This is a genomic window from Burkholderia sp. LK4 (assembly GCF_001043615.1).
GTDB lineage: Bacteria > Pseudomonadota > Gammaproteobacteria > Burkholderiales > Burkholderiaceae > Burkholderia > Burkholderia cepacia.
The window spans coordinates 26,989-46,645 of sequence record NZ_LDUL01000032.1; the positions used below are offsets into that span (position 1 = coordinate 26,989).

Here is a 19,657-nt window from a genome sequence, read left to right on the forward strand (position 1 = left end):
TCCGTCTACGTGTTGGTTGAGGCGGCCGGCGCCGCGACGCGCACCGCCGGCAGGCGCAGCACGGCCCGCGTGCCGCGCGCGGCGGACGTGCCGGCCGCGCGGCTGTCCGGCGTGCCGGTTGTCCGTTCGGACGCGCGCTGGCCCGCGCGCTGTCCCGAGCCGGCCGTGGCGTGACCATTCGCCGCCCCGCCGGCCCGCCCGTTGCCGCCCGCCGCGCGCGGCACGACATCGGACAGTTCGATCTCGCCGCCGAGCCGCGCGGCCGCGCTGAACGCGAGATACAGGCCGACCCCGTGCCCGCCCTGCGTGCTGTCGACCGGCATCGCGCCGAGCGACTCGCGCAGCGCGGCCGGAATGCCGGGCCCGTCGTCGCACACCTCGAATTCGATCTCGTCGGCCGTGCCGGCGTGCGCGACCTTCGCGGCCAGCGTCACGCGCTGCGGGCTCGCGCGCGCGGCGTTGTCGAGCAGGATCGTCAGGATCTGGCCGGCCGCGACCGTATCGTCGAGCGCGACGCCCGCCGGGCGCGCACCGAGCAGTTCGAACTGCACGTGCGGATGCCGCAGGCGCCAGTGCTCGACGAACGTGTCGAGCCAGTCGTCCACCGGCTGGCGGCTCGCGGGTGCGCTCGCGCGGCTGCGCAGGCGCGCGAGCGCCGACGTGCAGAGCGTCATCTGCTCCTCGAGCACCTTCAGGTCGGCTTCGTAGCGGGCCAGCCCCGGATCGGCGCGCGCCGCGTCGCGCAGCTCTTCGGCGAGCATCGCGATCGTCGACAGCGGCGTACCCATCTCGTGCGCGACGGTGGCTGCCTGCACGCCGAGCGCGACCGCCCGCTCGTCGCGCAGCAGGTGCGCCTGCGCTTCGCCGAGCGCCGCGTCGCGCTGGCGCAGCGCATTCGACATGCGCGCGACGAACCACGCGATCAGCCCGACGCTGACCATGAAGTTCGCCCACATCCCGGTACGGTAGTAGTCGAACAGGTTGGCCGGGTTATCCATGTTGAGCGGCACCGAGTCGAAGCCGAGCGCCGCGTAGCACGCGACCGCGAACGCCGCGAGCCAGATCATCAGGTGCCACGGCAGCACGGCCGCCGCGATCGCGAGCGAAGGCAGGTACAGCGACACGAACGGGTTGGTCGTGCCGCCCGACAGGAACAGCAGCGCGGACAGCGCGCCGAGGTCGACCCACAGCTGGCCGAGCAGCTCGAAATTGGTCTCGGGCCGCGCGCGCAGCACGCGCACCCAGGTCAGCGCGTTGAAAACGATTTCGAGCGCGATGACCATCAGCATCGCCGGCAACGGCAGATGCACGCCGAAATAGGTCTGCACGACGCCGATCGTCACGAGCTGGCCGATGATCGCGAGATTGCGGAGCCAGAACAGGTGACTGAGGTTGACGCGCCCGGTGGTGGTGATTCGTTGCATCCGGGCAGTTTACCCGTTTAGCGGGCAGCGCCTCTAGCGGGGCCGGATCGGAACGTGGTGAACGGGATGCGCTGCGTGCACGGCCGGTGCCGTCAGCCGGCCGCGCCGGCCATCCGCTGCGCGATCTCGTCGGCCAGGCATTCGGGGCACCGGCAGCGCGCGCCGGTTGCCGGCGGCGTACCGCCGGGCAAGACCGGCATCGACGCGCACCAGCATTCGAACGGCTGCGAGCGGGCGCCGCAGTCGAAGCTGCGCCCGCAGTGCGGGCAGCGCGCGCGGCGCGGGGCGGAACGGGCGTCGGCGGCGGGATCGGTCATGGCGGAAGCGCGGAAGCGGGCGTGAAACCGCCCTACGCGACAAGCATAGCGCGGCGAACGGATTTTGCACGCCGTCCATCCGGCCGATGACCGTCGTCAACGCTCGCGAGCCACCTCGGCGCCGCTACCTGCGCACCGTTGCGCACACCCCCGCCCGAATGGCCGCCCGCATCGTGCCGCGCCATAGCCGGCGGGCCGCCGCGCGTGGTACCCGAGCCGCGCCGCGCGGGTTCCGGCCCGTCCAAAAACCCGATGCTGCGCTGCGCCACTCCTGTACAATTCGCCGTGTTTCAACCGTTCCCAGCCAGAGCCGCCGCCATGTCCGAGCCCATCGACCTCTCGCAGATCGCCCCCACGCTGAAAGCAGAAATCCTCGCCGAGGCGCTCCCGTATATCCGCCGTTACCACGGGAAAACCGTGGTCATCAAATACGGCGGCAACGCGATGACGGAAGAGCGGCTCAAGCAAGGTTTCGCGCGCGACGTGATCCTGCTGAAACTGGTCGGCATCAACCCGGTGATCGTCCACGGCGGCGGTCCGCAGATCGATCACGCGCTGAAGAAGATCGGCAAGGCCGGCACCTTCATCCAGGGCATGCGCGTCACCGACGAAGAGACGATGGAAGTCGTCGAATGGGTGCTGGGCGGCGAAGTGCAGCAGGACATCGTGATGCTGATCAACCACTTCGGCGGCCACGCGGTGGGCCTGACGGGCAAGGACGGCGGCCTGATCCACGCACGCAAGCTGCTGATGCCGGATCGCGACAACCCGGGCCAGTACATCGACATCGGCCAGGTCGGCGAAGTCGAGGCGATCAACCCGGCGGTCGTGAAGGCGCTGCAGGACGACGCGTTCATCCCGGTGATCTCGCCGATCGGCTTCGGCGAGGACGGCCTGTCGTACAACATCAACGCCGACCTCGTCGCGGGCAAGCTCGCCACGGTGCTGAACGCCGAGAAGCTGCTGATGATGACCAACATCCCGGGCGTGATGGACAAGGACGGCAACCTGCTGACCGACCTGTCGGCGCGCGAGATCGACGCGCTGTTCGAGGACGGCACGATCTCGGGCGGCATGCTGCCGAAGATCTCGTCGGCGCTCGACGCGGCAAAGAGCGGCGTGAAGTCGGTGCACATCGTCGACGGCCGGATCGAACATTCGGTGCTGCTGGAAATCCTGACCGAGCAGCCGTTCGGTACGATGATCCGCTCGCATTGAGCGCGCGCCGCAAACCATCCAGCCCCGACCTGCCGGCGTCGCTGCGACGCCGGCGCATCTCCCGCAGCCGGCCGCACGCCGGCTCGCCCGTCTGGCTGTTCGATCTCGACAACACGCTGCACCACGCATCGCACGCGATCTTTCCGGAGATCAACCGCGCGATGACGCAGTACATCATCGACGCGCTGCAGGTCGAGCGCGCCGAAGCCGACCGCCTGCGCACCGGCTACACCGAGCGCTACGGCGCCGCGTTGCTCGGCCTCACGCGCCACCATCCGATCGATCCGCACGACTTCCTGCGCGTGGTCCACACGTTTTCCGACCTGCCCGCCATGATCCGCGCCGAGCGCGGCCTCGCGCGCATCATCGCCGCGCTGCCGGGCCGCAAGCTGATCCTGACCAACGCGCCGGAGAACTATGCGCGCGCGGTGCTGCGCGAGTTGCGCATCGAACGGCTGTTCGAGCGCGTGATCGCGATCGAGCACATGCGCGACCGCCGCACGTGGCGCGCGAAGCCCGATCACACGATGCTGCGCCGGACCCTGCGCGCCGCGCATGCACGCCTGGCCGACGCGATCCTCGTCGAAGATACGCGCGGCCACCTGAAGCGCTACAAGCGTCTCGGCATCGGCACGGTATGGATCACCGGCCACCTGCCGGGCCATCTGCCGGTTACCGGGCGTCCCCACTATGTCGACCAGCGCATTCGTTCGTTAAAATCGCTGCGACTGGGCACACGATCGGGGCGACAAAAATGCAGCCGACTTACCCGCAGGACCAAGCCGTAACGGAAAGCCAGGCCACCCCCTCCCGCCCGCGCCCGAAGCCGGGCGAGCGCCGCGTCATGATCCTGCAGACGCTCGCGGCGATGCTCGAGGCACCGAAACCCGAGAAGATCACGACCGCCGCGCTCGCGGCCCGGCTCGAGGTGTCGGAAGCCGCGCTGTACCGGCATTTCAGCAGCAAGGCGAAAATGTACGAAGGCCTGATCGAGTTCATCGAGCAGGCGCTGTTCGGACTCGTCAACCAGATCGTCGCGAAAGAGCCGAACGGCGTGCTGCAGGCACGCACGATCGCGCTGACGATGCTCAATTTCGCCGCGAAGAACCCCGGCATGACGCGCGTGCTGACCGGCGAGGCGCTGGTCGGCGAGGACGAGCGGCTCACCGAGCGCGTGAACCAGTTGCTCGACCGCATCGAGGCGACCGTCAAGCAGTGCCTGCGGGTTGCGCGTACCGAGGCGCAGGCGCCGCAGGACGGCGCGACGCCGCTGGCGCTGCCGGCCGACTACGATCCCGCGGCGCGCGCGAGCCTGCTCGTCAGCTATGTGATCGGCAGGTGGCACCGCTTCGCGAAGGGCGGGTTCCAGAAGCCGCCGGGCGAGCAGGCCGATGCGCATTTGCGGTTGATCCTGCAGTGATGCAACGCTGACGGCATGCCGCGCCACGCGCGCCGGAATCCGCCTCCTGCAATTTCCGCTATACTTTGCCGACTTGCCGCCCCCTCGGCGGCAGGTCGGAAGCGCGCCGATTTGCTGACTCGATTGCGGGCGCGCGAACCGGCCGGAACGTTGATGCGTCTTCGTCCCGGCGGTTCACTACAAATGCGGCTAAAGAGGTCGTCAGCCGCGCACCTTCGACTCCGCGCCCCGCCGACACCATTTAGCCGCCCAGTCATAAGGCATAAGGCGGAACGAATGGAATCGATCGGCATCGTCGCTCCACAGACCATGCACTTCGCCGAACCGCTGCGCTTGCAAAGCGGCAGCGCGCTCGGCAACTATCAGCTCGTCGTCGAGACGTACGGCGAGCTCAACGCCGCGCGCTCGAACGCGGTGCTCGTCTGCCACGCGCTCAACGCGTCGCATCACGTCGCCGGCGTCTACGCGGACGATCCGCGCAGCACCGGCTGGTGGGACAACATGGTCGGCCCCGGCAAGCCGCTCGACACCAACCGCTTCTTCGTGATCGGCGTGAACAACCTCGGCTCCTGCTTCGGCTCGACCGGCCCGATGAGCATCGATCCGTCGACCGGCAAGCCGTACGGCGCGCGCTTTCCGGTGGTCACCGTCGAGGACTGGGTGCACGCACAGGCGCGCGTCGCCGACGCGTTCGGCATCGAGCGCTTCGCCGCGGTGATGGGCGGCAGCCTCGGCGGGATGCAGGCGCTCGCGTGGAGCCTGATGTATCCGGAGCGCGTCGCGCACTGCATCGACATCGCGTCGACGCCGAAGCTGTCCGCGCAGAACATCGCGTTCAACGAGGTCGCGCGCTCGGCGATCCTGTCCGATCCCGACTTCCACGGCGGCGACTACTACGCGCACGGCGTGAAGCCGAAGCGCGGCCTGCGCGTCGCGCGGATGATCGGCCACATCACGTACCTGTCCGACGACGACATGGCCGAGAAATTCGGCCGGGCGCTGCGCCGCGCGGACGGCGCGCTCGACGCGTACAACTTCAGCTTCGACGTCGAGTTCGAGGTCGAGTCGTACCTGCGCTACCAGGGCGACAAGTTCGCCGACTACTTCGACGCGAACACCTACCTGCTGATCACGCGCGCGCTCGACTACTTCGACCCGGCGAAGGCGTTCGACGGCAACCTGACGGCCGCGCTCGCGCACACGCAGGCGAAATACCTGATCGCGAGCTTCTCGACCGACTGGCGCTTCGCGCCGGCGCGTTCGCGCGAGATCGTGAAGGCGCTGCTCGACAACAAGCGCACGGTCAGCTACGCGGAAATCGACGCGCCGCACGGCCACGACGCGTTCCTGCTCGACGACGCGCGCTATCACAACCTGCTCCGCGCGTACTACGAACGAATCGCCATCGAGGTGGGTGTATGAACCAGCAAGCGCTGAATTCCCTGTCCGCGCGCGCGGATTTCCGCACGATCGCCCGCTGGGTCGAGCCGCGCTCGACCGTGCTCGACCTCGGCTGCGGCGACGGCTCGCTGCTCGCGCTGCTGATGGAGGAACTGGACGTCACCGGTTACGGCATCGAACTGAACGACGCCGGCGTGCTCGCGAGCGCGAAGAACGGCATCAACGTGATCCAGCAGAATCTCGAGGACGGCCTGCGCCTGTTCGAGGACCACAGCTTCGACATCGCGATCCTGTCGCAAACCCTGCAGACGATCCACCAGACCGCCGCGATCCTGCGCGAAACGGCGCGCGTCGGCCGCGAGTGCATCGTGTCGTTCCCGAACTTCGGCTACTGGTCGCACCGGCTGTCGGTGCTGCACGGCCGGATGCCCGTGTCGAAATCGCTGCCCTACCAGTGGCACAACACGCCGAACGTCCGGGTGCTGACGATCAAGGATTTCGAGGCGCTCGCGCCGGAAGTCGGCGTCACGATCCTCGACCGCGTCGTGCTGCACGAAGGCCAGCCGATTCGATGGGGAGCGAACTGGCGTGGTAGTCTTGCTGTCTACCGCGTCAAGCGCAGCTGAGCCGGGGGCCGTTGACGGAAGATCCGGCCCGCACGAGCGTGCGGCCGCCCCTCTCGCGTCGCTCGCACCGCCGCCTGCGCTGCCGCCGCCATCAGTCAACGCTACCCAGTTTCTGTCCATGTCGAAAACGCCACACGAGGCGCCCGCACTCACCGCTCACGAGGATCACCCCGGCTGGCGAGCCTATCTGAACACGCACATGCTGATCTGCGTGTTCCTGGGCTTCACGTCGGGCCTGCCCCTGTTCACGCTCGTCTATCTCGTGCAGGCATGGCTGCGCTCGGAAGGCGTGAACCTGAAGGAAATCGGCCTGTTCGCGCTGATCCAGTTCCCGTATACGTGGAAGTTCCTGTGGGCGCCGCTGATGGACCGCTACATCCCGCGCCTGCCCGGCTGGCGGCCGGGCCGCCGGCGCGGCTGGATGCTGCTCACGCAGGTGCTGGTCGCGGGCGCGATCGCCGCGCTCGGCTTCGTGTCGCCGCGCGATTCGATCTGGACGGTCGCCGCGCTCACCACGCTCGTCGCGTTCTTCGGCGCGAGTTCCGACATCGTGATCGACGCATACCGCCGCGAGCTGCTGCGCGATACCGAGCAGGGCCTCGGCAACGCGGTGCACGTGAACGCGTACAAGCTCGCCGCGCTGATCCCCGGTTCGCTCGCGCTGATCCTGTCCGATCACATGCCGTGGGACGCCGTGTTCGCGCTCACCGGCGCGTTCATGCTGCCGGGCATCCTGATGACGCTGCTGGTGCGCGAGCCCGAAGTGGTCGGCGCGCCGCCGCGCAACCTGCGCGACGCGATCGTGCTGCCGTTCCGCGAATTCATCCAGCGCGACGGCTGGGCCGGCGCGCTGCTCGTCATCGCGTTCATCTTCCTGTTCAAGATCGGCGACACGATGGCCACCACGCTGTCGACGTCGTTCTTCCTCGACATCGGCTTCTCGCGCACCGAGATCGGCATCGTCGCGAAAACCACCGCGCTCGTCGCGAGCGTCGCCGGCGGCATCATCGGCGGCGTCTGGCTCGTGAAAATCGGCATCGGCCGCGGGCTGTGGGTCTTCGGCGCGCTGCAGATGGTGTCGACGCTCGGCTTCGCGTGGCTTGCGCAGGTCGGCCCCGGCTCGCCAGTGCTCGCAACGCTCTACGACTTCACGGTCGCGGCCAGCCATGCGCTCGCGTCGTTCCTGTCGATCTTCGGCTTCGAGGTCACGCCGCATCTGAGCCCGATGACCGTCGCGCTCGCGCTCGTCTACGGCTTCGAAACCTTCACGACCGGCCTGACGATGGCCGCGTTCGTCGCGTACATCGCGAGCACGACCGACCCGCGCTACACGGCCACGCAGTTCGCGCTGTTCACGAGCCTCGCGTCGGTACCGCGCACGCTCGCGTCGGCCGCGAGCGGCTTCATCGTCGCGAAGATCGGCTGGTTCGACTACTTCATCGTGTGCACCGCGCTCGCGATTCCCGGCATGCTGCTGCTGTTCAGGATCGCGCCGTGGAACGGCGCCGCACGCAACGGCGAGGCCAGCCGTGCGCAGTAACCGCCTGCACCGCCTCGCGCGCGTTGCGGCTTCGTGGAGCGTCGGTGCCGCGGCGCTCGCCGCCGGGTTCGCCGCCCATGCGTCCGACACCGGCGCGCCCGCTGCAACCGCCGCGGGCTCCGCGCCGGCCGCCGCACCGGCTTCACCGCCGGCAACGTCGACTTCCGCCGCCCCCGCCCAGCCGGCCACCGCCGAACCCGCGCAGCCGACCGGCGGCGCCGCGTCGACGAAGGCTTATACGCCGACACCGCAGCAGGTCCGCTACGGCAATGCGATCGCATTCCGCACGTTGATCCCGTCGCCGCTGCTCGAGCAGCTCACCGCGAGCGAATACGCGCAGATCGTGCAGGCGGCCGCCGACAGCAACCGCCTGCTGCCGGCAAACCAGCCGCGCGTGAAACGCCTGCGCGCGATCGTCACGAAACTCGCGCCGTATTCGGTGAAGTGGAACGATCGCGTGAAGAACTGGGCGTGGGACGTGAACGTGATCCGCTCGCGCGACATCCGCCTGACCTGCCTGCCGGGCGGCAAGGTGCTCGTGTACGGCGGCCTGCTCGAGCGCATCCGGCTGAACGACGATGAACTCGGCGTGCTGGCCGCGCACGGCATCGCGCACGCGCTGCGCGAGCATGCGCGCAGCAACTTCAGCGCGGCATCGCAAACTTCGCTGCGCGCCGCCGCGCTGCCGCCGCTGTTCGGCGTCGGCGATCCGCTGCCGCAGGCGCTGAACCTCGGCGAGCGCCTGCAGTCGCTCCACTACGACCCGACCGACGAGACCGAAGCCGACGTGATCGGCGGCGACATCGCCGCCCGCGCGGGCTTCGATCCGCGCGCGGCGATCACGCTGTGGGACAAGCTCGCGGCCGCGACGCGCGCGAACAAGGCCACGGGGTTCATCTACACACACCCGTACAGCACCGCGCGGCGCCAGGATCTGCTGAACCGGCTGCCGGACCTGATGCCGCTGTACGCGAAGGCGATCGGCAAGCGGGTCGACTCACTGCCCGACTACGCGGGCATCAGCGCGCAGCGGCGCAAGGTCGTGCGGCGCGGCGCCACCGGATGACGCCGGCCGTTACGCGTCCGTATCGGCCACGGCCGGGCGAATCCCGATTTCACGCATCCAGCGCACTTCGTCACCGGGGCTGCGGCCGAACAGCCGCTTGAACTCGCGGCTGAACTGCGACGCGCTCGCATAACCGACACGCGCGGCCGCCGTACCGGCGCCGACGCCGTCCTGCACCATCATCAGCCGCGCCTGATGCAGGCGCGCGGCCTTCACGTACTGCATCGGCGACGTCGCCGTCACGTGCTTGAAGTGCGCGTGGAACACCGCGAGGCTCATCCCGGCCTCGCGCGCCAGGGTTTCGACATCGAGGTCGGCCTTCAGCTCCGCATGGATGCGCCGCAACGCCTTCGCGATGCGGCCGAAGTGATGCTGCTGCACGAGCGCCGCGCGGATCGCGTCGCCCTGCGCGCCCGTCAGCACGCGATACGCGATCTCGCGCATGATCGCGGGGCCCAGCACGCGCGTGTCGTGCGGCGAAGCCAGCACTTCGAGCAGCCGCACGACCGCATCGGCCAGCGGCGCGTCGAGCGGCGTCGAATAGACGCCGAGCGGCTCGCTCGCGGCCGCGCCGAGCGTCTCGTCGAGCAGGAGCGCGAGCTCGGCGATCACCGCGAGATCGACGCGGATCGAGATCGCGAGAAACGGCTCGTCCATGCTCGCGAAAGTCTCGCATTCGAACGGCAGCGGCACCGACAGCACGAGATACTGCTGCGCGTCGTAGACGAACGAGCGATCGCCGAGATAACCGAGCTTGCGCCCCTGGCACACGACAATGATGTTCGGTTCGTACAGCACGGGCATGCGCGGCGCGGGACGGCTCACGCGAATCAAACGCACGCCGTCGAGCGCCGCCAGCGTGTCGCCCTCGTTCGGCGCGAGGCGCGTGTGCAGCTCGATCATGCGGCGCTGCACGCGGTCGCCCGTGTCGGCGAAAAGGGGCTCGAAGCTCATCTGCGTCATCCTGTCCGGCAAGAGAATCCGGCTCGCAATGTAGCATCTTGAATGCGTTTTGGCGGCCGTTTGCACGCAGTTCGAGAGGAATAGGCAAATCTTCCAGACCTTCGTGTATTTCATCGCGGCGCCGTGCTCCTTACGATGACGTCCTGCCTCGCCGCATCGCCACAGGGTGCGACGGCAGTTCGTTTCGCCGGATGTTTTCCCGGCCAAGGAGCCCCTTGCATGAGCACCACCTACGCTTACGCGGCAACCGATTCGCAGTCGCCGCTCGCCCCGTTCGAATTCCAGCGTCGCGCGCTGCGCGACCTCGACGTCCAGATCGACGTCCTCTACTGCGGCGTCTGCCACTCGGACCTGCACCAGGCGCGCAACGAATGGCGCAACACGATCTACCCGGTCGTGCCGGGCCATGAAATCGTCGGCCGCGTGACCGCGACCGGCCCGCAGGTGTCCCGCTTCAAGGTTGGCGAGCTGGTCGGCGTCGGCTGTCTCGTCGATTCGTGCCGCACCTGCCCGAGCTGCGCCGACGGGCTCGAGCAGTATTGCGAGAACGGCTTCGTCGGTACCTACAACGGCCAGGATCGCGTGACGGGCGACGTCACGTACGGCGGCTACTCGACGCAGCTCGTCGTCGACGAGGCGTTCGTGCTGCGCGTGCCCGAGACGCTCGACCCGGCCGGCGCCGCGCCGCTGCTGTGCGCGGGGATCACGACGTACTCGCCGCTGCGGCAGTGGAACGTCGGCCCCGGCAAGAAGGTCGGCATCGTCGGGCTCGGCGGCCTCGACCACATGGGCGTGAAGCTGGCGCGCGCGATGGGTGCGCACGTCGTGCTGTTCACGACGTCGCCGTCGAAGATCGAGGACGGCAAGCGCGTCGGCGCGCATGAAGTCGTGATCTCGAAGGACGAAGCGCAGATGAACGCGCACCTGAACAGCTTCGACTTCATCCTGAACACGGTCGCCGCGCAGCACGACCTGAACCCGTTCCTGCACCTGCTGAAGCGCGACGGCACGATGACGCTCGTCGGCGCGCCGGAGCATGACCATCCGTCGCCGCAGGTATTCAACCTGATCTTCAAGCGCCGCCGCCTCGCGGGCTCGCTGATCGGCGGGATCGCGGAAACGCAGGAAATGCTCGACTTCTGCGCGGAGCACGGGATCACGTCGGATATCGAGACGATTCCGATGCAGCAGATCAACGCCGCTTACGAGCGGATGCTGAAGAGCGACGTGAAGTACCGGTTCGTGATCGACATGGCGTCGCTCAAGCAGTAAGCGCCGAAGGCAATACGCACGATCGCCGCCCCAAACGAAACGGGCCGCATGTTCGACATGCGGCCCGTTTTCGCCTCCGGCTGCTGCGCGCGCGGCCCAGCGCAGCGCGGAACGTCACTTCTTGTAGTCGTAGTCCACCGTCAGCGGCGCGTGGTCGCTGAACTTGATGTCCTTGAAGATCGACGTGCTTTTCGCGGTGCCGGCGACGCCCGGCGTCGCGATCTGGTAGTCGATCCGCCACCCGACGTTCTTCGCATACGCCTGGCCGCGGTTGCTCCACCACGTGTACTGCTCGGCGCGCGGGTCGAGCGTGCGGAACACGTCGACGTAGCCGACATCGTCGAACAGCTTCGTGAGCCACTCGCGCTCTTCCGGCAGGCAGCCCGAGTTCTTCTGGTTGCTCTTCCAGTTCTTGATGTCGATTTCCTTGTGGACGATGTTCACGTCGCCGCACAGGATCACCTCGCGCTTCTTCTTGAGCTGGGCAAGGTGCGGCATGAACTCGTCCATGAAGCGGTACTTCGCCTGCTGGCGCTCCTCGCCGCTCGAGCCGGACGGCACGTACACCGACACGACCGACAGCTTGCCGTAGCGCGCCTCGACATAACGACCCTCGGCGTCGAATTCGCTGCTGCCGAAGCCGATGATCACGTCGTCGGGCTCGCGGCGGCTGTACACGCCCGCGCCGCTGTAGCCCTTCTTCTCGGCGTGGTGAAAATAGCTCTTGAAGCCGTGCGGCTCGACGAATTCGGCCGGCAGGTCGTCGGCCGAGACCTTGATTTCCTGCACGCACACGCAATCGGCGTTCTGTTCGCCGAGCCACTCGAAGAAGCCCTTCTTCGCGGCGGAGCGGATGCCGTTCAGGTTGGCGGTAATCACTCGCATCATGTCGGATTCCGTTCAGTTCGATGTTTTACAGGGGGGCAGCTTAACGGATCTTCACGCCTTCGAGCTCGGGCTTCGGCGGCGGGAATTCCAGCTTCATGTCGGTCATCGTGCGCAGCAGCAGCTCGGCGATCATCACGTTGCGGTGCGTCTTCGAGTTGGCCGGGATCACGTACCACGGCGCATGCTCGGCGGACGTCGCGGCAAGCGCGTCGCGGTACGCGGACTGGTACGCGTCCCAGTGCTTGCGCGCGTCGAGATCCGAGATGTCGAACTTCCAGTGCTTGGTCGGATCGTCGATGCGCGCCTGCAGCCGCGCGCGCTGCTCGTCCTTCGAGATGTGCAGGAAGCACTTGATGATCGTCGTGCCGTTCTCGACCAGCATCGTCTCGAAATCGCGGATCTGCCGGTAGCGGCGCTCGCATTCCTTCGCGTCGATCAGGTCGAGCACGCGCGGCACGAGCACGTCTTCGTAGTGGCTGCGGTTGAAGATCGCGAGCTCGCCCGCGGCCGGCACCTGCGCATGCACGCGCCACAGGAAGTCGTGCGCGGCCTCGATCGGCGTCGGCGCCTTGAACGGCACGACGCGCAGGCCGAGCGGATCGACCTCGCGGAACACCGCGCGCACGGTGCCGTCCTTGCCGCTGGTGTCCATCCCCTGCAGCACGAGCAGCACGCGCTTCTTCTGCTGCGTGTGCAGGCGCTCCTGCTGCACGTCGAGTTCGGTCGACACGGCCGACAGCCGTTCGCGGTCGTCGTCCTTCGAGCCGGACGAAAACGGCTTCGCGGCCGGGTCGAACGCATCGAGCTTGAATGCGGCGGCTTCCTTCTCGCGCGTGAAATAAGGCACGCGGAAATCGTCGAGCGCGGGTTGTTTCGCCATTCGTTCCTCCGTTGGACGGTGTGACGCATACGATAACGCATCCGCCAAACGCAACGGGCCGCCCCGAACTGGTTCGAGGCGGCCCGTCGTCAAGCGCGGTTCAGGCGCGCGGTCATGCTCAGCCGAGCTTCTTCTTCAGCAGTTCGTTGACCTGCTGCGGGTTGGCCTTGCCCTTGGTCGCCTTCATCGCCTGGCCGATCAGCGCGTTGAACGCCTTTTCCTTGCCCGCGCGGAATTCCTCGACCGACTTCGCGTTCGCCGCGAGCACTTCATCGATGATCGCTTCCAGCGCGCCGGTGTCAGAGATCTGCTTCAGGCCCTTCGCGTCGATGATGCGGTCGGCCGCGCCTTCGTCGTCCGGCTTCTCGTCCCAGATCGTCACGAAGATCTCCTTCGCGATCTTGTTCGAGATCGTGCCGTCGGCGATGCGCTGCAGCAGCAGCGCGAGCTGCGCGGCCGACACGGGGATCGCGTCGATCTCGATGCCGTCGCGGTTCAGTTGCGACGATACGTCGCCCATCAGCCAGTTCGCGGCGATCTTCGCGTTCGCGGCGCCGGCCTTCGCGACCACCGACTCGAAATACGCGGCCATCGCCTTGCTCGACGTCAGCACGCCCGCGTCGTACGCGGACACGCCGTACTCGTCGACGAAGCGCTGCTGCATCGCGGCCGGCAGCTCGGGCATCCCGGACTGCACGCGCTCGATCCAGTCCTGGCCGATCACGAGCGGCATCAGGTCGGGGTCGGGGAAGTAACGGTAGTCGTGCGCGTCTTCCTTGCTGCGCATCGAGCGCGTCTCGCGCTTGTCCGGATCGTAGAGGCGCGTTTCCTGCACGACTTCGCCGCCGTCCTCGATCAGCTCGATCTGGCGACGCACTTCGTAGTTGATCGCTTCCTCGAGGAACCGGAACGAGTTCAGGTTCTTGATTTCCGCGCGCGTGCCGAACTTCTCCTGGCCGACCGGGCGCACCGACACGTTCGCGTCGCAGCGGAACGAGCCTTCCTGCATGTTGCCGTCGCAGATGCCGAGCCACACGACGAGCCCGTGCAGCGCCTTCGCATAGGCCACGGCCTCGGCCGCGCTGCGCATTTCCGGCTCGGTGACGATCTCGAGCAGCGGCGTGCCTGCGCGGTTCAGGTCGATCCCGGTCATCCCGGCGAAGTCTTCATGCAGCGACTTGCCCGCGTCTTCCTCGAGGTGCGCGCGGGTCAGGTTGACCGTCTTCTCGTACGCTTCCTTGCCGGCCTTTTCGTTGGCGGGCACCTGGATCGTGATCTGGCCGCCCTGCACGACCGGAATCTCGTACTGGCTGATCTGATAACCCTTCGGCAGATCGGGGTAGAAATAATTCTTGCGCGCGAAGATGCTGCGCGGCGCGATGGTCGAGCCGATCGCGAGGCCGAAGCGGATTGCCCGCTCGACCGCACCGCGGTTCAACACCGGCAGCACGCCCGGCAGCGCCAGGTCGACCGGGCACGCCTGCGTGTTCGGCTCGGCGCCGAACTGCGTCGACGCGCCCGAGAAAATCTTCGAGACGGTCGACAGTTGCGCGTGCGTCTCGAGACCGATAACGACTTCCCACTGAGTAGCCATGTGCTTACACCCCTGCCGGAACTTGCTTGTGCCAGTCGGTCGCGCGCTGGAACGCGTCGGCGACCTGCAGCATCCGGGCTTCGTTGAAATAGTTGCCGATGATCTGCAGGCCGACCGGGCGCTTCGCGTTCGCGCCGGCGCCGAAGCCGCACGGCACGCTCATGCCGGGCAGGCCCGCGAGGCTCACCGACAGCGTGTAGATATCCGCGAGATACATCTGCACCGGATCGTCGCCCTTCGAACCGAGATCCCATGCGACCGTCGGCGAGGCCGGGCCCATGATCACGTCGCAGGTCCTGAACGCTTCCTGGAAATCGTTCGCGATGATGCGGCGGATCTTCTGCGCCTGCAGGTAGTACGCGTCGTAGTAGCCGTGCGACAGCACGTACGTGCCGACCAGGATCCGGCGCTTCACCTCGGGGCCGAAGCCTTCCGCGCGCGACTTCTTGTACATGTCGAGCAGGTCGCCGTATTGCGCGGCGCGGTGGCCGAAACGCACGCCGTCGAACCGCGACAGGTTCGACGACGCCTCGGCCGGCGCAATCACGTAATACACGGGGATCGACAGCTCCGTCTTCGGCAGCGACACGGGCACGAGCGTCGCGCCGAGCGCTTCATACTGCTTCAGTGCCGCGTCGATCGTCGCGCGTACGTCGTCGGCCAGGCCGTCGCCGAAATACTCGTTCGGCAGGCCGATGCGCAGGCCCGCGAGCGGCTTGCCCGCATCGTTGCCGGCCGCCCACGGCTGGCCGAGGTGGCGCGTGAAGTCTTCGTCGTCGCGGTCGAGGCTCGTCGAGTCGCGCTCGTCGAAGCCGGCCATCGCATTCAGCAGCAGCGCGCAGTCGGACGCGCTCTGCGCCATCGGGCCGCCCTGGTCGAGCGACGACGCGAACGCGATCATCCCGTAGCGCGACACGCGGCCGTAGGTCGGCTTGATGCCCGTCACGCCCGCGAACGACGCGGGCTGGCGGATCGAGCCGCCGGTGTCGGTGCCGGTTGCCGCCGGCGCGAGGCGCGCGGCGACGGCGGCCGAGCTGCCGCCCGAGCTGCCGCCCGGCACGGCGTTCGTGTCCCACGGGTTCTTCACCGCGCCGAACGCCGAGTTCTCGTTGGACGAGCCCATCGCGAACTCGTCCATGTTGGTCTTGCCGAGCGTGACCATGCCGGCCGCCTGCAGGCGGGCGACGACGGTCGCGTCGAACGGGCTCGCGTAGTTCGCGAGCATCTTCGAGCCGGCGGTCGAGTGCCAGCCGCGCGTGACGAACACATCCTTGTGCGCGATCGGCAGGCCGGTGAGCGCGCCGCCCGCGCCGCGCGCGAGTTCCGCGTCGGCAGCTTTCGCCTGCGCGAGAGTCAGGTCGGCATCGACGTGGACGAACGCGTTCAGGTCGCGCGCGGCGTCGATCCGTTTCAGGTAGAGCTGCGCGAGCTCGACGGCCGAGCATTCCTTGGCGGCGAGCGCGGCGCGCAGTTCGGTCAGGCTTTTTGCGTGCATTGAGTGGTTTTCCTGGGAATTCTGGGTGGCGCGCGGCGCTGGCCGGCGCGCTTGTCGTCGAATGCTTACTCGATCACCTTCGGCACGAGATAGAGGCCGTCCTGGACGGCCGGCGCCGGACGCTGGTTGTCGTCGCGATTGACGACTTCCGTCACGGCGTCGTCGCGCAGGCGCTGCGCGACTTCCTGGATCTGTTCGATCGGGTGGGCGAGCGGCGCGATGCCGGCGGTGTCGACCGCCTGCATCTGCTCGACGAGGCCGAAGAGATCATTGAGCTGGCCGAGCATGTGCTCGGCGTCGGCGTCGGCCATTTCGAGTCGCGCCAGGTGCGCGATGCGTTTCACATCGGTCAGGGTCAGGGCCATGCGATCACCGGAAAAACAAGACTGCGCAATGCATCGAAAGCAGCACTGCGGCGGGGGGTTGGAGGGTGCGATCCCACCCTCAAAAATCGGGGCCGAAGCGGCAAAAATACCGCCCGTTTCGATTCAAATACCGTGAAATTATAAGGTATCATTACGCGTTCGACCCAAACCCGGCAGCCTTTTCCCGCACCGTTTCGCCCCGCTTCGGCAAGCCGTGCGTGCTTCGTGCGATCCCCGGTAGACATCACTCGCAGCTTCGTGCGCCGCGGCGGCCGCTTCCGCCACGCTTCCCGAGGCTGTTATTTTTTCCGCTGCCGCCCTCAGCGCTCGCTATGCAGGGCCGGCCCAGAGCGAAACAGGATTCTGAATGTTCGGTTTTTTGCGCAGCTACTTCTCCAACGATCTCGCGATCGACCTCGGCACCGCAAACACCCTGATCTACATGCGCGGCAAGGGCATCGTGCTCGATGAGCCGTCCGTCGTGTCGATCCGCCAGGAAGGCGGCCCCAACGGCAAGAAGACGATCCAGGCAGTCGGCAAGGAAGCCAAGCAGATGCTCGGCAAGGTACCGGGCAACATCGAGGCGATCCGCCCGATGAAGGACGGCGTGATCGCCGACTTCACCGTCACCGAGCAGATGATCAAGCAGTTCATCAAGACGGCCCACGAGTCGCGCATGTTCTCGCCGTCGCCGCGCATCATCATCTGCGTGCCGTGCGGCTCGACCCAGGTCGAGCGCCGCGCGATCAAGGAAGCGGCGCACGGCGCCGGCGCGTCGCAGGTCTACCTGATCGAGGAGCCGATGGCGGCCGCGATCGGCGCGGGCCTGCCGGTGTCGGAAGCCACCGGCTCGATGGTCGTCGACATCGGCGGCGGCACGACGGAAGTCGGCGTGATCTCGCTCGGCGGCATCGTCTACAAAGGCTCGGTGCGCGTCGGCGGCGACAAGTTCGACGAGGCGATCGTCAACTACATCCGCCGCAACTACGGGATGCTGATCGGCGAGCAGACCGCCGAGGCGATCAAGAAGGAAATCGGCTCCGCGTTCCCGGGCTCCGAAGTCAAGGAAATGGAAGTGAAGGGCCGCAACCTGTCGGAAGGCATTCCGCGCAGCTTCACGATCTCCAGCAACGAAATCCTCGAAGCGCTGACCGATCCGCTGAACCAGATCGTGTCGTCGGTGAAGATCGCGCTCGAACAGACGCCGCCGGAACTCGGCGCCGACATCGCCGAACGCGGGATGATGCTGACGGGCGGCGGCGCGCTGCTGCGCGACCTCGATCGCCTGCTCGCGGAAGAAACCGGCCTGCCGGTGCTCGTCGCGGAAGATCCGCTCACCTGCGTCGTGCGCGGTTCGGGCATGGCGCTCGAACGCATGGACAAGCTGGGCAGCATCTTCTCGTACGAGTGATCGTCTAGGCAGTCTTCCTGACATGACGCACCCGCGGCGTGGCCGGCTCGCTCATTCAGAACGAACCGCCGCGCCGTTTGCGCGTCTGAGCTTCATTTAACCGATCGTTCGCGCCCGGCGCCGACCATGGAATACAGTCCGCCGCCCCTCTTCAAGCAAGGCCCGCCCGCGCTCGCGCGGCTCATCTTCTTCGTCGCCGTCGCGATCGCACTGCTGGTGTCGGACGCGCGCTTCAACACGCTCGAAATCGTCCGCGGCGTGCTCGGCACCGTGCTCTATCCGCTGCAGCGCGCCGCGCTCGTGCCGCGCGACCTGTTCATGGGCGCGGCCGACATCGCCGTCACCGGCGCGTCGCTGCGCCACGACAACGACGATCTCCGCAAGCGCAACCTGCAGCTGTCCACGCAGGCCAACCAGGCCGCCGTGCTCGCGCAGGAGAACGCACACCTGCGCGCCGTGCTCGAGCTGCGCCAGCACATCGCGACGCAATCGACGCCGGCCGAGATCCAGTACGACACGAGCGATCCGTTCACGCAGAAGATCGTGATCGGCCAGGGTTCGCAGCAGGGCATCCAGAACGGCGCGCCCGTCGTCAGCGAGAACGGCGTGGTCGGCCAGGTCACGCGCGTGTTCCCGCTGCAGTCCGAAGTCACGCTGGTCACCGACCGCGATCTCGCGATTCCCGTGCAGGTGCTGCGCACCGGCCTGCGCAGCGTGATCTACGGCACGCCGAAGGGCGATTCGCTCGACCTGCGCTTCGTGCCGACGAGCGCGGATCTCGTCGTCGGCGACGAGCTCGTCACGAGCGGCCTCGACGGCGTCTATCCGCCCGGCCTGCCGGTCGCGAAGGTCGTACGCGTCGACAAGCTCGCCGATACCGCATTCGCGCGCGTGACCTGCGCGCCGATCGCCGCCGTGCGCGGCGCGCGCCAGATGCTCGTGCTGCATTACCAGAACGACATTCCGCCGCGCCCGGCCGAGCCCGATCCGGCCGCCGACAAGAACGCGAAGGGCAAGAAAGGCGCGAAAGCCGCCGCGAAAGGCGAGAAGGGCGACAAGGGCGACGCCGGCGCGAAGCCGGCCGCCGCGGCCCAGCCCGGCGCCAGGCCGGCACCTGCCGCGCCGGCGCCTGCGGCCAAGCCCGCCGCCGCGCCCGCGAAGCCCGCGGCCGGGCAACCAGGAGCCCAGCGATGAATCGCCCGCAATACATCCTGCAGCCGGTCAATCCGTACTTCATCGTCTTCAGCCTCGCCGCCGCGTTCCTGCTGAACCTGATGCCGTGGGGCCGCCTGCCCGGCGTGCCCGACTTCGTCGCGCTCGTGCTGCTGTTCTGGAACATCCACCAGCCGCGCAAGGTCGGGATGGGCGTCGCGTTCGCGCTCGGCATCCTGATGGACGTGCATGACGCGGGGCTGCTCGGCGAGCATGCGCTCGCCTATACGCTGCTGTCGTACGGCGCGATCACGATCCACCGTCGCGTGCTGTGGATGCCGATCGGCGTGCAGGTGCTGTACGTCACGCCGCTGCTGGTCGTCGCGCAGCTCGTCCCGTTCGTGATCCGCCTCGTGATGGGCGCCGCGTTCCCGGGCTGGCGCTACCTGGTCGACGGCTTCGTCGAGGCGGCGCTGTGGCCGATCGCGAGCCACCTGCTGCTGATGCCGCAACGCCGCCCGGTCGATCCGGACGATACGCGCCCCATCTGAACCCGGGGCCTGCCTTGACTACCCGCCGCCTCCACGCCCGCCGCGCTCCGGGGCGGCCCCTCGCCCGCAGCCGC

At 67.7% G+C, this 19,657-nt stretch carries 19 protein-coding genes; 11 read left to right on the top strand and 8 right to left on the bottom strand.

Annotation, left to right across the window (positions count from 1 at the left end; all coding sequences use genetic code 11):
• Positions 1 to 5: 5 nt before the first annotated feature.
• Both VK92_RS16905 and VK92_RS16910 read right to left on the bottom strand, forming a co-directional pair.
• Positions 6 to 1,424, bottom strand: coding sequence for an ATP-binding protein (locus tag VK92_RS16905; RefSeq protein WP_048025619.1), 1,419 nt, complete (start codon positions 1,422 to 1,424; stop codon positions 6 to 8).
• Between the two features lie 92 nt (positions 1,425 to 1,516).
• On the bottom strand, positions 1,517 to 1,741 hold the full coding sequence (locus VK92_RS16910; RefSeq protein ID WP_021156280.1) for a cysteine-rich CWC family protein: 225 nt from the start codon (positions 1,739 to 1,741) through the stop codon (positions 1,517 to 1,519).
• A gap of 318 nt (positions 1,742 to 2,059) precedes the next feature.
• On the opposite strand from VK92_RS16910, the gene argB reads away from it, so the two are divergent.
• The 7 genes from argB to VK92_RS16945 all read left to right on the top strand — a co-directional run bounded on the left by argB (position 2,060) and on the right by VK92_RS16945 (position 9,012).
• A complete protein-coding gene (gene argB / locus VK92_RS16915; RefSeq protein ID WP_006490510.1) occupies positions 2,060 to 2,959 on the top strand; it encodes an acetylglutamate kinase in 900 nt (299 codons plus the stop codon).
• Positions 2,956 to 3,747, top strand: a complete 792-nt coding sequence (locus tag VK92_RS16920) for a pyrimidine 5'-nucleotidase (RefSeq protein ID WP_048025620.1) — start codon at positions 2,956 to 2,958, stop codon at positions 3,745 to 3,747. Before argB ends, VK92_RS16920 begins: the two co-directional genes overlap by 4 nt.
• Positions 3,714 to 4,379: a nucleoid occlusion factor SlmA gene (slmA, locus tag VK92_RS16925; protein ID WP_048025621.1), complete on the top strand. Its 666-nt coding sequence runs from the start codon at positions 3,714 to 3,716 to the stop codon at positions 4,377 to 4,379. The genes VK92_RS16920 and slmA overlap by 34 nt, the downstream gene beginning before the upstream one ends.
• A 276-nt stretch (positions 4,380 to 4,655) precedes the next feature.
• A complete protein-coding gene (metX, locus tag VK92_RS16930) occupies positions 4,656 to 5,801 on the top strand; it encodes a homoserine O-succinyltransferase MetX (protein ID WP_048025622.1) in 1,146 nt (381 codons plus the stop codon).
• The gene (gene metW / locus VK92_RS16935; protein WP_021156285.1) at positions 5,798 to 6,406 is read left to right on the top strand and encodes a methionine biosynthesis protein MetW; all 609 of its coding nucleotides are present in this window, start codon (positions 5,798 to 5,800) and stop codon (positions 6,404 to 6,406) included. Before metX ends, metW begins: the two co-directional genes overlap by 4 nt.
• A 118-nt stretch (positions 6,407 to 6,524) precedes the next feature.
• Positions 6,525 to 7,946, top strand: a complete 1,422-nt coding sequence (locus VK92_RS16940; RefSeq protein WP_048025623.1) for an AmpG family muropeptide MFS transporter — start codon at positions 6,525 to 6,527, stop codon at positions 7,944 to 7,946.
• The gene (locus tag VK92_RS16945) at positions 7,936 to 9,012 is read left to right on the top strand and encodes a M48 family metallopeptidase (RefSeq protein ID WP_048025624.1); all 1,077 of its coding nucleotides are present in this window, start codon (positions 7,936 to 7,938) and stop codon (positions 9,010 to 9,012) included. The genes VK92_RS16940 and VK92_RS16945 overlap by 11 nt, the downstream gene beginning before the upstream one ends.
• A gap of 9 nt (positions 9,013 to 9,021) precedes the next feature.
• On the opposite strand, the gene VK92_RS16950 is transcribed toward VK92_RS16945, so the two are convergent.
• Positions 9,022 to 9,966, bottom strand: coding sequence for an AraC family transcriptional regulator (locus VK92_RS16950; protein WP_042974133.1), 945 nt, complete (start codon positions 9,964 to 9,966; stop codon positions 9,022 to 9,024).
• A gap of 228 nt (positions 9,967 to 10,194) precedes the next feature.
• Between VK92_RS16950 and VK92_RS16955 the strand changes: the two genes are divergently transcribed.
• Entirely contained in the window at positions 10,195 to 11,247 is a 1,053-nt protein-coding gene (locus VK92_RS16955; RefSeq protein WP_048025625.1) for an NAD(P)-dependent alcohol dehydrogenase, read from the top strand.
• A gap of 114 nt (positions 11,248 to 11,361) precedes the next feature.
• Here VK92_RS16955 and VK92_RS16960 read toward each other — a convergent pair whose 3' ends face one another.
• From VK92_RS16960 to gatC, 5 genes are all read right to left on the bottom strand, one after another.
• Positions 11,362 to 12,135: an exodeoxyribonuclease III gene (locus tag VK92_RS16960; protein WP_021158564.1), complete on the bottom strand. Its 774-nt coding sequence runs from the start codon at positions 12,133 to 12,135 to the stop codon at positions 11,362 to 11,364.
• Positions 12,136 to 12,175: 40 nt separating this feature from the next.
• Entirely contained in the window at positions 12,176 to 13,015 is an 840-nt protein-coding gene (locus VK92_RS16965) for a polyphosphate kinase 2 family protein (RefSeq protein ID WP_021158565.1), read from the bottom strand.
• A gap of 118 nt (positions 13,016 to 13,133) precedes the next feature.
• Entirely contained in the window at positions 13,134 to 14,609 is a 1,476-nt protein-coding gene (gene gatB, locus VK92_RS16970; protein ID WP_048025626.1) for an Asp-tRNA(Asn)/Glu-tRNA(Gln) amidotransferase subunit GatB, read from the bottom strand.
• A 4-nt stretch (positions 14,610 to 14,613) separates the two neighbouring features.
• The gene (gene gatA / locus VK92_RS16975; RefSeq protein ID WP_048025627.1) at positions 14,614 to 16,104 is read right to left on the bottom strand and encodes an Asp-tRNA(Asn)/Glu-tRNA(Gln) amidotransferase subunit GatA; all 1,491 of its coding nucleotides are present in this window, start codon (positions 16,102 to 16,104) and stop codon (positions 14,614 to 14,616) included.
• Between the two features lie 65 nt (positions 16,105 to 16,169).
• Entirely contained in the window at positions 16,170 to 16,469 is a 300-nt protein-coding gene (gene gatC, locus VK92_RS16980; protein ID WP_027788858.1) for an Asp-tRNA(Asn)/Glu-tRNA(Gln) amidotransferase subunit GatC, read from the bottom strand.
• A gap of 367 nt (positions 16,470 to 16,836) precedes the next feature.
• Between gatC and VK92_RS16985 the strand changes: the two genes are divergently transcribed.
• From VK92_RS16985 to mreD, 3 genes are all read left to right on the top strand, one after another.
• On the top strand, positions 16,837 to 17,880 hold the full coding sequence (locus VK92_RS16985) for a rod shape-determining protein (protein ID WP_004189550.1): 1,044 nt from the start codon (positions 16,837 to 16,839) through the stop codon (positions 17,878 to 17,880).
• 126 nt (positions 17,881 to 18,006) lie between these two features.
• Positions 18,007 to 19,074: a rod shape-determining protein MreC gene (gene mreC / locus VK92_RS16990; protein WP_048025628.1), complete on the top strand. Its 1,068-nt coding sequence runs from the start codon at positions 18,007 to 18,009 to the stop codon at positions 19,072 to 19,074.
• On the top strand, positions 19,071 to 19,583 hold the full coding sequence (mreD, locus tag VK92_RS16995; protein ID WP_009687274.1) for a rod shape-determining protein MreD: 513 nt from the start codon (positions 19,071 to 19,073) through the stop codon (positions 19,581 to 19,583). Before mreC ends, mreD begins: the two co-directional genes overlap by 4 nt.
• The last annotated feature ends 74 nt before the right edge of the window (positions 19,584 to 19,657 follow it).